This is a genomic window from Sphingobacterium thalpophilum (genome assembly GCF_038396785.1).
Lineage (GTDB): Bacteria > Bacteroidota > Bacteroidia > Sphingobacteriales > Sphingobacteriaceae > Sphingobacterium > Sphingobacterium thalpophilum_A.
The window spans coordinates 5,479,906-5,492,719 of the sequence record NZ_CP151087.1 but is presented as its reverse complement, the minus strand read 5'-3'; the positions used below and the strand labels follow the sequence as shown (position 1 = coordinate 5,492,719).

Annotated in this window: 9 protein-coding genes; 3 read left to right on the top strand and 6 right to left on the bottom strand. The window is 39.5% G+C overall.

Features of this window, described 5'->3' with window-relative positions:
• Positions 1 to 4: 4 nt before the first annotated feature.
• Positions 5 to 1,204, bottom strand: coding sequence for an aminofutalosine synthase MqnE (gene mqnE, locus AACH28_RS24205; RefSeq protein ID WP_341831768.1), 1,200 nt, complete (start codon positions 1,202 to 1,204; stop codon positions 5 to 7).
• Between the two features lie 103 nt (positions 1,205 to 1,307).
• Positions 1,308 to 3,143, bottom strand: a complete 1,836-nt coding sequence (locus tag AACH28_RS24200; protein WP_341831767.1) for an ABC transporter ATP-binding protein — start codon at positions 3,141 to 3,143, stop codon at positions 1,308 to 1,310.
• A 265-nt stretch (positions 3,144 to 3,408) separates the two neighbouring features.
• Between AACH28_RS24200 and AACH28_RS24195 the strand changes: the two genes are divergently transcribed.
• Positions 3,409 to 4,569, top strand: coding sequence for a pyridoxal phosphate-dependent aminotransferase (locus tag AACH28_RS24195; RefSeq protein WP_120332598.1), 1,161 nt, complete (start codon positions 3,409 to 3,411; stop codon positions 4,567 to 4,569).
• A 131-nt stretch (positions 4,570 to 4,700) separates the two neighbouring features.
• On the top strand, positions 4,701 to 5,540 hold the full coding sequence (locus AACH28_RS24190) for a prephenate dehydrogenase (protein ID WP_075993419.1): 840 nt from the start codon (positions 4,701 to 4,703) through the stop codon (positions 5,538 to 5,540).
• Between the two features lie 159 nt (positions 5,541 to 5,699).
• Here AACH28_RS24190 and AACH28_RS24185 read toward each other — a convergent pair whose 3' ends face one another.
• The 4 genes from AACH28_RS24185 to AACH28_RS24170 form a co-directional block, all read right to left on the bottom strand.
• Positions 5,700 to 7,235 carry an IS1182 family transposase gene (locus AACH28_RS24185; RefSeq protein ID WP_341831387.1) on the bottom strand — a complete coding sequence of 512 codons (1,536 nt, stop codon included), beginning with the start codon at positions 7,233 to 7,235 and terminating at the stop codon, positions 5,700 to 5,702.
• A 109-nt stretch (positions 7,236 to 7,344) separates the two neighbouring features.
• Positions 7,345 to 8,565, bottom strand: coding sequence for a tetratricopeptide repeat protein (locus AACH28_RS24180; protein WP_341831766.1), 1,221 nt, complete (start codon positions 8,563 to 8,565; stop codon positions 7,345 to 7,347).
• 49 nt (positions 8,566 to 8,614) lie between these two features.
• Complete coding sequence (locus tag AACH28_RS24175) at positions 8,615 to 8,998, bottom strand: hypothetical protein (RefSeq protein ID WP_088162243.1); 384 nt, start codon at positions 8,996 to 8,998, stop codon at positions 8,615 to 8,617.
• Positions 8,999 to 9,100: 102 nt separating this feature from the next.
• The gene (locus AACH28_RS24170; RefSeq protein ID WP_120332596.1) at positions 9,101 to 11,713 is read right to left on the bottom strand and encodes a TonB-dependent receptor; all 2,613 of its coding nucleotides are present in this window, start codon (positions 11,711 to 11,713) and stop codon (positions 9,101 to 9,103) included.
• A gap of 429 nt (positions 11,714 to 12,142) precedes the next feature.
• Between AACH28_RS24170 and AACH28_RS24165 the strand changes: the two genes are divergently transcribed.
• Positions 12,143 to 12,772: a Crp/Fnr family transcriptional regulator gene (locus tag AACH28_RS24165; protein WP_341831765.1), complete on the top strand. Its 630-nt coding sequence runs from the start codon at positions 12,143 to 12,145 to the stop codon at positions 12,770 to 12,772.
• The last annotated feature ends 42 nt before the right edge of the window (positions 12,773 to 12,814 follow it).

Sequence of the window (12,814 nt, the reverse complement as noted above, 5' to 3'; positions counted from 1 at the left end):
ATGATTATGAATTGACAACAGGTAATGCATAATAGCTTTTCTTTTGATCACCTTGATCAAAAACAAAATCATTATAATCGGTCACCACATTGTAGAGGGTATCTCTTTCTATCGGATGGCGTCCAACATTTTTTATCAGCTCGACAACCTCTTGTGTGGTCATCCCTGGCTTTTGCTCTTCTGCTCCCGCCATGCTGTATATTTTTGTCGTATCATCCAGTGTTCCATCGATATCATCGACCCCAAAAGCCAAGGACAACTGGGCCGTATCTCGCGATATCATTGCCCAATACGCTTTGATATGGTCAAAATTATCCATGTAAATTCGAGCAATCGCATAATTTCTTAAGTCTTCGATAACGGATACCTCGGGAATATGGGACATTTGGTTCTCCTTATTTCTAAATTTCAAAGGAATAAAGGTCTGAAAACCCCCAGTCTTATCTTGCAGCTGTCTTAGGCGCTCCATGTGATCTACACGATGCCAAAACTGCTCAATATGACCATACAGCATGGTGGCATTGGTATGCATTCCCAGCTTATGTGCTTGCTCATGAATATCCAACCATTGTTCGGCGGTACATTTATCATGTGCTATCTGCTCTCTGATTTCTGGATGAAAAATCTCTGCTCCACCCCCTGGCATAGAATCCAAGCCGCAAGATTGCAAATACTTCAGGCCATCGTAATGGCTTAATTTTGCCTTCTTAAAAATATAGTAATATTCTACAGGTGTAAGTCCTTTAATATGCAATTCGGGGCGATGCGTCTTACATTTGCGAAAGAAATCAGCATAAAATTCGAGGTTTTGTTTAGGAACAACCCCTCCAGTGATATGAACTTCAGTAACAGCCTCATTGTCATATTTTTTAACAATATCCATCATGCCGTCAACTTCCATCTCCCAACCTTCTGCTCGTTCTTTTATTAACCTGGAATACGAACAGAACTTACAGTCATAGACACAAACATTAGTCGGCTCAATGTGAAAATTACGATTGAAAAAAGTATGATCTCCATGGCGTTTCTCACGAATATAGTTAGCAAGCACACCAAGATAACCTAGCTCACCTTTTTCATATAAAAGCACTCCTTCCTCAAAAGTGATACGCTCCTCTCGCAAAACTTTCTCCGCTATATCTCTCAACTCGACAGCTAAGTTTTTGTCGTTAATCAAGAAATTCAATTTATCTATTGCGTTCATTAAATGTATCTCCTATCTTAAATCAAATGTACCGAAAAGGCAACAAAAGTTATAATAAAAAATGTGATAACAACTAATTTGACAAACCTCTTAGAAAAGAAAGCTAATCTGTAAATTGTTGCATCTCGATTAATTTGCGGTATAATCCTTCACGTTGTATCAGCTCACTATGGCTACCTACTTCTACAATCTTTCCGGCTTCAATAACCACAATTATATCCGCATTCTGAATGGTACTTAAGCGGTGGGCAATGACAACTGTCGTTCTATTGTCCATTAATTTATATAATGAGTCCTGTACCAATTTTTCAGATTCGGTATCTAGCGCAGAAGTCGCCTCATCAAGAAGCATGATCGGTGGATTCTTTAAAACAGCCCGTGCGATACAGATCCGCTGGCGTTGGCCACCCGATAATTTACCGCCCCGATCACCAATGTTGGTCTGATAACCATGTTCTGTTTTCAAAATAAATTCATGCGCATTGGCAATCCGTGCAGCGGCTTCAACCTCTTCCTGGCTGGCAGAAAGATTAGCAAATGCTATATTATTGAAGATCGTATCATTAAACAAAATAGACTCCTGATTGACGACACCGATCATGTCCCGTAAAGAATCCTGGTTTAAATCCCGTAAATCAGTACCGTCAAACAAAATTTGCCCTCCAGTGACGTCCATAAAGCGTGGAATCAAATCAACCAAAGTTGATTTCCCTCCACCTGAAGGCCCTACCAATGCAACGACCTTCCCTTTTTCTATAGTCAAATCGATGTTCTGGAGAATCTCTTTATCTTTGCTATACGAAAAATTGACCTGGTTAAATACGATATTCTTCTCAAAGCTTTTCACAAGCTTCGCGTCGGCGCGATCTTTCACTTCCGTCTTTTCATCGATCAGTTCCAATACGCGTTCACCCGCAGCTAGACCATTATGAATACCGCTAAAAGAATCTGTTAGCGCCTTTGCCGGACGCATCACCTGTGAAAAAATAGCGATATAGGCAATAAATGCCGGAGCAGTTAAACTCTGGTCACCTGAAAGCACCAAATGACCGCCATACAAAAGAATAATAGCCACCATAATTACCCCCAGCAATTCGGAAACAGGTGAACTTAACTGTTGTCTTTTGGCCATGGAACGGCCAATATTTGCGTAACGTTCGTTCTCATTATGAAACCTGTTCTTAATAAAGGAGACTGCATTGAAAGCTTTGATAATCTTAATCCCAGACAATGCTTCGTCCAAATAGGAAATCATATTTCCATAGGACTCCTGTGCTGCATGCGCTTGACTTTTGAGATTCTTAACGATTCTTGCGATAAAAAATGCAGAGACGGGAATGACCAAGAGTGAAAAGAATGTCAATTGTGCAGAGATATTAAATAGCATCACAATATAGGCGATCAATTGCAGGGGTTCCTTAAAAACCACCTGTAAAGTGCCCGTCACAGAATACTGCACGACTTGTACATCAGACGCAACTTTAGAAACAATATCTCCTTTTCGCTGTCCTGTAAAATAACCAACATGTAGGTCCATTACACTGTCAAATACTGCTCTACGCAATTTGAGCAACGTATGAATACGGAAATTCTCCATAATACGCTGGCAGAAGTAGCGAAATAGATTACTGATAAATACGGAGCTCACAATTGCAATACAGACCCTTTGCAATGCGCCATAGGCACCAAACTGCTCATTTGCTACCGATGCATAGTAATTGAACCAACCTAAAATATCTGTATACGTTTCAGGTTTCACGACTTCAACAGCAGCTTCACAAGCTTCTTTTCCTGTTTTAAAAAGTGTATGGAGTAATGGAGCAAGCAATGCTAAATTCAAGGTGCTAAATATAACCGTGATCAGCGTGCAAATTACATAGGGGATTGCAAATTTCTCAATGGGTTTAGCAAACGATAAGAGCCTAAAATATGTTTTCATTTATTTTGAACTAAGACAAATCACCTTTATACGAAAAGTCATTCGTCGGTCTCTCCTCTACCTTTCAGATTTTTGACGAGGAAATTGAACAAAAATAACAAATTAATCAAGAAAAGCACATATCCTGGTAAGGGACTATAAAATTGTTGCATCTCAAGACTAAAGCATCCAGCTTGTTCAGCTTGAAAAATCGATAAAAAAATCTCCTTTTAATAGATAATTCCCTAATTTAGCCTTATTCAAATACCAAATTTATTAAAATAAAATGCAAATAGACGTTGCCAAAAGATTGCAGCATACTGAAGAATATTATTTCTCCAAAAAATTAAGAGAAATAGATGAGTTAAACAAACAGGGTGCGCGTGTAATCAACCTAGGAATTGGAAGTCCAGACTTGCCCCCACACCCGGAGGTGATCGAGACATTAAATACGAATGCCCAACTTCCAAATGTGCATGGCTATCAAAATTATAAAGGCGCCCCCGCCCTACGACAAGCCGTTGCAGATTGGTATCAACGTTATTATAACGCGACTTTTAATCCCAATACAGAAATATTACCCTTGATAGGGTCAAAAGAGGGTATTGTGCACATCTGTATGACCTATCTTCAGGAAGGAGACCAAGCGCTTATACCCAATCCTGGCTACCCAGCTTATGCGGCTGCAGTGAGATTGAGTGGTGCTGAAGCGATTACCTATAATCTTACACAAGAGAAAAATTGGCTTATCGATCTAAATGAGCTCAAAAAACAAGACTTGTCAAAGGTTAAACTGATGTGGATAAACTATCCTCATATGCCAACAGGTGCCTCGGCACCCGATGCATTTTATCAAGAGCTGATTCAATTTGCTAAAGAGTATAATATCCTGATTTGCCACGATAATCCGTATAGCTTTATTTTGACAGATACGCCAAGAAGCATTATGAGTATCCCTGGCGCGAAAGATGTGGCCATTGAATTGAATTCGCTGAGCAAGTCTTCCAATATGGCGGGATGGCGAATTGGTGTGCTCGTGGGTGCCGAAGAACGTATAAACCAAGTACTCCGTTTCAAAAGCAACATGGACTCAGGTATGTTTTTACCTGTTCAGCTGGCTGCGGCAAAAGCCTTACAACTTGACGCCTCCTGGTATGCTGATCTGAACAAAATTTACGCTGAAAGACGTCAACAGGTGTATGAAATTATGGATTTACTGGACTGTTCTTATCAAAAGGACCAAGTAGGTCTATTTGTATGGGCACGCATCCCTGAAAAATATAAGGATGGTTATGCGCTAAGCGATGCTGTTTTGGACAAATCACGGGTATTTATTACACCGGGTGGAATTTTCGGAGACAAAGGCGATCAATATATACGCATCAGTCTCTGTGCCACAGTAGAGGTGCTCAAAGAATCAATCCAGCGCATTAAAGATAATTTCTAAGACATTCGATGTCGGGGCAGCTTAACTGCTTTGAAATTATCGATAGAATAATTGATCGACAAACAACCAGGGTATAATACGTTCGGTGTATAACATTTGAACAAAAATACGCTTAATATAATTGTTTATATATGAACATTGCCATTGTAGGCGTAGGCTTGATCGGCGGCTCAGTTGCCATTCGCCTAAAAGAAACAAAATTCTGCGACAAAATTATCGGTGTAGATAAGAGTCAAAAGAACTTAGATAAAGCGATGCATATCGGCTTCATTGACGAAACAGCAAGCTTAGAAGATGCGATTAAGAGCTGTAAAGTATTGGTGCTCACAATTCCTGTCGATGCCATTTTACATGTTGTTCCTCAAATCTTGGATCTGGTTACAGATCAGGTCGTCATTGACATGGGATCGACAAAAACAAATATTCTAAACAAAATCAAGGATCACCCTAACCGGGGGCGTTACGTTGCAGCCCATCCCATGGCCGGAACCGAGTATTCGGGGCCTGAGGCTGCAATACCGGGCTTATTCAAAGGCAAGATGATGGTGTATGTCGAAGCATTTAAAACTGATGAGGATGCTTTCGAAATCGCTGATGCCATCACCGACCAATTGGAGATGCGCAGCTGTTTTATGAATGCTGACGAACATGATGTACACACTGCTTATGTATCCCACATCTCTCACCTGACCTCTTTCGCCCTCGCCTTAACGGTATTGGAAAAAGAGAAATCTCAAGGACGTATCTTTGAGCTGGCGGGCTCGGGATTTGAATCTACGGTACGTCTTGCCAAAAGTTCGCCCGATATGTGGACACCTATTTTCAAGCAAAATCGCGAAAATGTACTCGAAGTACTCGAAGAACATATCAAGCAGCTGCAATCCCTGCACGATTCTATTGCCACAGAGGATTATGACAAATTGCACAAACTTATTACCCGTTCCAATAAGATAAAAAGGATCATTAAGTAAAGGGTGCTCTAGTTAGAGCAGCAGGTATAAAAGAAGCTGTCTCAAATTTATTGAGGCAGCTTTTTTATTAAATATGGCTATGCGATAGATTTGTGAGTTGTTTGTTGATTATTTCACAGAACTGTTCATTTGGGAAGAAAAAGAACAAAAAGTAGCTTTTTAAGCTGCTTTTTTCCTTAGATTTTGCGCTATAGCCAATAAACCCCATTCTATGGACACTTTTTCCTTACCGCGGAGCATAAATCTTCGGAACCCGTGGTTCTGTTTTATGTTTCCAAAGACTGGTTCGACATCGTGACATCGCTGTTTTCTTTTGGCTATACCGACATCGCTGTTAAGCAATCCGTATGCTCTGTCTTTATAAGCCTCAAGCTGTTCATTTATCTGGATGATTCTATTGCCCTGTGATTTGTGGCAAGCACCGTTCAATGGGCAGTTTGTGCAGTTTTTTGCCTGATATCTTTTTATTTTTTGCTCGAAACCTGTGGAGGTCTTTTGTGTAAATAGACCTATGCAGTTCATTTCCTGTCCCATTGGACAGATATAGCAATCTTTTGCAGGGTTATAATGTAGTTTATCAACGGAGAATGGCTTCTTGCCCGAATAACTCTTTTTCTGCTCCTTGTCAAACATACCATATTTCACATAGGCCCCAATGTTTTTCCCTTCTAGTAACGCATAGTTCTCCTGGCTGCCATAGCCAGCATCTGCGGTAATGGTTTTCAGTATTTCCCCAAAGCTCGCCTCATGTTGTGCCAGATGACCGGGTAGCGTTGTGGTATCTGTGGGGTTGGGATGTATGGTGTAATTGACGATGTATTGATTGGAAGTAGATATCTGAATGTTATAACCTGGTTTGAGCTGGCCATTTTTCATATGATCCTCTTTCATGCGCATAAAAGTAGCATCGGGATCTGTCTTGCTATAACTATTTCTATCTCCAAGCGTTACTTCCTGCTCTTCATATTGAACAATCTTGGCCGGGTAGTTTTTAGTCGCATAGCGCAACTTTGCCCTCATCTTCTTGCTTACCGAAGGTTTATCGGACAAGACCCGGTTCAGGTTATCGACAGTAGCCTGAACTTTTTCGCGGTCAATTGTTGTCAGATCGGGAGGTTCCGGAAGGTTGTCCTCTGCTTTGGCGATACTTTGGGCGTATTCCCAAATATCTTTTAAGGCAGCTTTCATCTTCTCCTTATTGGTCTGGATAGCTTTTTTCCAGACAAAGGTGTATTTGTTAGCATTGGCTTCAATCTTGGTGCCATCGGTGTAAACATCTTCTATACTCAGCAGACCTTCTTCGGACAGGAGTTTGACAACTTCTTCAAATACACAACGAAGTGCTTCTTTCAAACGAACGCCTCGAAATCTGTTGATGGTATTGTGGTCGGGATAGCTCATGCCGCTCAGCCACATGAAATTGATGTTCTCCCGGCACGCCGTTTCCAATTTGCGACTGCTGTAGACATTGCTTACGTAGCCAAACACCAAAACTTTCAACAACATCTGCGGATGATAACTGGAGCAGCCTTTTATCTTATAAGCGTCCAATAGGGACTGGATGTTGATCCGGTTGATTACATCGTTAACGATACGTACCGGATGACCTTTGGACACCAGTTCGTCCAAAGTTGGAGGAATGGCCATGATCTGGTCCTGATAGTAAGGCTTAAAAGTAGCTCTTTGAGATGGCATATATCCTTTTTGTTTACACTATAAATATATGAAAATCAAACCGTTAAAACAAATAATAAACCTTAGATAATGCAAAAAAAGAGACTGCCTTTTTGAGACAGCCTCTTTTTTATTCATCTTCCAATTCATTGAATTTATCCAGGTCGGCTTTTGCCCCGATAGGATCACCCAATTTTTCACGAATTGCTGCGCGATACGAATACAAATCAGAATAATATGGATTCAAATCGATCGCTTTCGAGTAATCTGCCAGTGCGCCTGGTAAATCCTCCAACTTTTCATTCAAATCGGCCCGTAATGAATACACATAAAAATCTTCCGGATTGAGCGTAACAAGGCGGTCAAAATCCAATAATGCTTCCTCAAAATTTCCCAATCGCTCAAACAAAGATGCCCTTTCTTCGTAAACGATCGATGAATCACGATCTATTTCCTCCGCTTTGGCATAGTCTTCCAGCGCACTTTGGTAATTACGATAGGATTCAAACACTTTAGCCCGAAATATATAGGCGGCAGAACGATTCTCATCAAGAGCAATAGCCTGATTGAAATCAGACAATGCCAATTCAAAACAGGTCAATTTCAGGTACAAACTTCCTCTAAAAACAAACAGGTTGCTATCCTTGTTATCGGATTCCGCAATCGCAGAAGAATAAAGACCGATTGCTTTTAGATAGCTATAGCAATGAACATATTCAAGTCCCAATGAATTTATTTCGTCAGTACTCAGCTGCTTTGGCTTCGATTCCAGCTCTTGAATAACCAAATTATCGGCCTCAAAGTAAGTGAGTTCAGCTTGATTCTCCGCCCATTCCAATACACTATGGTAATTAAAATCCAGTCTCTTGGCAATCTGATAATCATAGAAAGCACCTTCGTCTTCATCGATGAGTCGATAAACTAAACAACGGCTCGCATAAAAAAATGGCTCCTCTTTATACTGTTCGATTGCGCTTGTAAACGTTGCAATAGCTTGGTCATATGCCGCTATTTTAAAATAATAAAGCCCCAAATAGCTATAGGCAAGTGCATGATTGGTCAAAGCAATCGCCTGCTCAAGTAAAGCGACAGGATTGCCATCGCCACTGATTCCGACATTAAATCCTTCTAATATAGATCTAATCGCGCTCTGTTGGACGGTATCTAGCCAATCAGCGGAAAAAGATGAACTCGCTTCCGGAAAAAATGATGAAATAGGTAAAAAAGAAAACTTAGCAAGAAGTACGGGTACCGGCAGTGTAAAATCTGATTCCACAAAAGTATTGTTTTGTAGAATAACAGCTAGATTTGAAAACATATGCTTCATACCCAAAACTAAGCTAAATTTCATTACAAAAGAAATCTAACGGGAGATCAGGTATTATAATCGGGTATTCTTATCAACTAATTTCACCTGTCAGGTATAAGTATTTATAGCGGACAATATCCCTCGAATTTGTAAATTTGATTAATTTTTCCTTTTTGAAAACATAATTGGAAACCTTCTCTTCCATCAAACGCAGGAATTCAACAAATTCAGCAAAAAAGTCTTGACGTTCTCCTGGTGTAAACTGGCTGTTTTTTACAATCCAAAAGAATTGCTCTTCATTTACATGGAAAGATACCTCATTTTTCTTTTCTTTTCGAAAAATAAAGATTGGGTCATTTTCTTGGTTAATAAATAAAGCAAAGCCTGTATTTCCACCATCCAAATTAACAACAAAAGCAGAAAAATGGACAGTACCGATCTGTAAATTTTCCAGACAAATTAATTTATGCAACATCAGGTTGACAATTAGATCACCTAAAATTATTAAGTTTTTATTAAAAAACAAAAAAAGGCCCACAAAATAATTGTGGGCCTTTTGTATTCGACGTAAATCTTATTAGAATGTAAATTTCACCGATGCATTCCAAGTTCTACCCTGTCCGATCAAAACAAAATTGGAAGTGTCAATACCATTCCAAGTATTGTTCACATCTGTCACCAAGTTACTCGAAGTAGCTTCCGAAATATAGAACTTATTCAACACATTGTTCATGTTGACACGGAAACTCATACTGTTCTTGTCACTTACTTTGACATTGTAAGAAAGACCGGCATCCAACAGATTAAAAGACGGTAATTTCATATAGCGTCCATAAGTTTGGCCATCTATTACTTCTCTACGATAATTCGATGCATACAAACGCTCATAATATCTGTAGTTTGCGTCAACAGACAAACCCTTAAACACTTTATATTTAGCACCAAATCCATAAGAAGTTTGCGCTGCGTTACCAACATGTTCACCGGTTAAATTAACCTGAGAACGTCCCAATTCGACGCGGTTATCGTTACGTATAACAGAGTTTACTGCGCCATCGTATTTCCAGTCACCTATCGATAAAAACCCTGTTAAGCTTAATTTTTCGATTGGGCGGGCCTCAAAATCAACTTCTACCCCTCTATGCACCTGTTTTACACCGTAATTTGTTGTATATAAATAGGCACCTTCGACCAAAATACCAGGATCATTTGTTGGATTGTATTTTTTCACATCATCTGCCGTCGCTAAACTCGAACTACCCGTAACACGATTTTCCCAAGTTGTGCGGTAAACATTCACATTCACATCCAAGAATCGAGAAGCAAATTTATAACCAGCCTCTAAACCAAGGATTTTTTCATTTTCAGCATTTTCATTAATATCATTTGCAAAATTCATGAAAATATTGTTTTGATAAGGTTGACGGGAATAGTACCCCGCATTACCAAAAACACTATGATGTCCCAATGTATAACTTACACCACCCTTCGTATTGTAGCCAAAGTTGTTCACGTCTTTAGAATCCTCATTACCTGGTGTGTATTGAAAATAATCAGAACGTTTGTTTTGTTGTTCGGAAACCGATCCTTGGAAAAACGCCGTAAAGCCATTTTTCGCATATTCCAATTGACCGAACAGACCTCCGTAACGGATGTATTGATTGTAATCCCAAGCTAAGCGATCTTCACGCGAATCAGGTTTACTTGAGAAAGCTTTCCAAGGGTTTGTTGAGTAAGTATTGGTAACCAATGGCTTATTAGGGAAATTAACATTACCGCCTAATACAACACCATTTGTATTTCCAAGTGGATCTGTCAATTTACGATAGTGTGTACCTTTATAATCCCTTACATCAAAACCGACATTGAAATTCAAGGATTCTGAAAGCTTACGATTATAGTTAGAAACTATACCAAACCATTGGTGATTGTTCACATCAGCAGCTAAATATTTGCCTGTATTGTATTTATCGCTTCGCAAGGATTGGCCACCCCCAGCAGCTAACGATGCGTAAACGACAGTTGACAAAGATGATTTATCATCGATCGTCCAGTCCCAGTTCAAGTTGGCTACTGGCTTATGATAAAAGTTCTTTTGTGCATTCATCATCACGCCGTTTGCATCCTTATAATTGTCGTTATAACGTCTGCCATTAGCGAGATAGTTAGACAATTTTGAGGTATACCCCTGGTTGTGCCACTGTGGAGCACCCGTTACCATAAAGTTCAGGTTGTGCTTTTCATTCGCTTTATATCCAACAGACAAGAAATAACTTTGTCCAGCACCTTCTGTATGGTCCATATAACCGTTACCTGACCACTGTGTAAACATAGCCGAAACAGCAAAGCCGTTTTTCATCAGACCGGTATTGTAACCTACCGTTGCCTTCATAAACATATCGTTACCAACAGTGGTACGAACAAAACCACCCTCTTTCATTGCAGTGGATTGTGTCACGTAATTTACGGTTCCGCCGACAGATGAAATCGCTAATTTAGACGATCCCAAACCACGTTGAATCTGCACTAAAGAGGCAATATCTGTAAGTCCCGACCAATTTGACCAATATACACTTCCATTGTCCATACCATTGATAGGCTGACCATTCAACAAAAATGCTGTATTGGACTGATCAAAACCACGTGTTGTCATAGAAGACTCACCAAAACCTTTTGCCTGACCAGTGATATAAACCGAAGGGGTATTAGCTAATGCTGAAGTAATATCCTGTGCTCCTACCCTTTCCTCTAAATCCTGCTTACGGATCGTCGAAACGGCAATCGGTGTCTTTCTTCCTGCCGCAATATCTATAACCCCATGACCGACAACAACAACCTCATCCAAATTTGTTGAAGATCCAGCCGTAAAAATTGGATTGATATTCAACGATTCCCCCGATTTCAGCATGATGTTTTCGAAAACAACAGGTGTCTCGCCAATGTAAGTTACCTCTACTTTGTAGGGGCCTCCTTCTTGAAGATTTGAAATTTGAAATTTTCCTTGGGCATCGGCTGAGCCACTTACTACTTGTCCACTTGGGATGTGGGTAATTTTAATGGTTGCTCCTTTAACCGTTTGTCCAGTAGCTTCTTTGACAACTCCTGAAACTGAACCAGTATTTGCTGTTTGACCTTGAACGGCACTATAACTAGCAAAAACAAGGGCAAAAAAAAGTAAAGACTTTTTCATGTTAGATGTGATTGTTTTGTTTTTGTGCCGCAAAATTAGGAATTGATTGTCTTTTTAACTAATTTTAACACTACCGATATGATGCAGTATCTCTATATAGAAAGAATAAATTTTAATCTTCCACAGAAAAACAGCAAATTTCCGCAAAAAGAGGCAATAAAAATACAGCATACATAAAATAAATACAACACATCCATCCTATTCATGAAAAAACATCAAAAATAGTCAGAATAATATTTTGTCTGTTTTGAATAAATCAAAATTTATCAATTTTACGATTTTTATGAATTGCATACAAGATTTTATAGCCTATCCTCATGAGGTGCTAAAAATTGTTTCTTTCAATCCACCATTCCCACCTACATCCTTTTCTTCCCACAACAGCTGAAATAAGTCAATAAATAATTAACTTTAACTAATTTAAAAAATATGTTATCCATAGAACAAGCTTATACAGGCATTCTTGAACCGGAATTAATCGCTGAAATAGCGGAAAACGCGCATATAAAAACCTTCCGTGAAGGCGATCTCATCATTGATACCAATCAATATATCAAGGCGATGCCTCTCCTCTTGGATGGGGCAATAAAAATTGTCCGGGAGGATGAAGATAAACGCGAATTATTGCTCTACTATCTGGAAAAAGGTCAAACCTGTACAATGTCAATAGCCTGTTGCCTCGGGAATAAAAAAAGTGAAATTCGTGCGCTCGCAGAAAAAACAACGACTGTAGCCATGATTCCAAATGAGCTTGTCAACCTTTGGATGGGAAAATTCCCTTCCTGGCGAAATTTCATCATATCAAGCTATTCAAGTCGTATGGACGAAATGTTACAAGCTGTTGATAGTCTAGCTTTTTCCAATATGGAAGAACGCATCATCAACTATCTGAAAGCCAAAGTGAAGCTGAATGACGACCGAATACTCACCCTTACGCATCAGGATATCGCTTCCGATTTAAATACATCCCGAGTCGTTGTCTCCCGAATTTTAAAAAAACTGGAACAGGAAGATAAAATAGTGCTGCTACGTAACGAAATTAGGGTATTAGTGGAATGAGCAAAACATTTGTATCTTTAGCTATACGTAAATTTCAAGAGC

Bases quoted from the DNA above. Each gene is read 5' to 3' on its own strand.
- mqnE (WP_341831768.1), bottom strand. From the start codon at position 1,204: ATGAACGCAATAGATAAATTGAATTTCTTGATTAACGACAAAAACTTA.
- AACH28_RS24200 (WP_341831767.1), bottom strand. From the start codon at position 3,143: ATGAAAACATATTTTAGGCTCTTATCGTTTGCTAAACCCATTGAGAAA.
- AACH28_RS24195 (WP_120332598.1), top strand. From the start codon at position 3,409: ATGCAAATAGACGTTGCCAAAAGATTGCAGCATACTGAAGAATATTAT.
- AACH28_RS24190 (WP_075993419.1), top strand. From the start codon at position 4,701: ATGAACATTGCCATTGTAGGCGTAGGCTTGATCGGCGGCTCAGTTGCC.
- AACH28_RS24185 (WP_341831387.1), bottom strand. From the start codon at position 7,235: ATGCCATCTCAAAGAGCTACTTTTAAGCCTTACTATCAGGACCAGATC.
- AACH28_RS24180 (WP_341831766.1), bottom strand. From the start codon at position 8,565: ATGAAATTTAGCTTAGTTTTGGGTATGAAGCATATGTTTTCAAATCTA.
- AACH28_RS24175 (WP_088162243.1), bottom strand. From the start codon at position 8,998: ATGTTGCATAAATTAATTTGTCTGGAAAATTTACAGATCGGTACTGTC.
- AACH28_RS24170 (WP_120332596.1), bottom strand. From the start codon at position 11,713: ATGAAAAAGTCTTTACTTTTTTTTGCCCTTGTTTTTGCTAGTTATAGT.
- AACH28_RS24165 (WP_341831765.1), top strand. From the start codon at position 12,143: ATGTTATCCATAGAACAAGCTTATACAGGCATTCTTGAACCGGAATTA.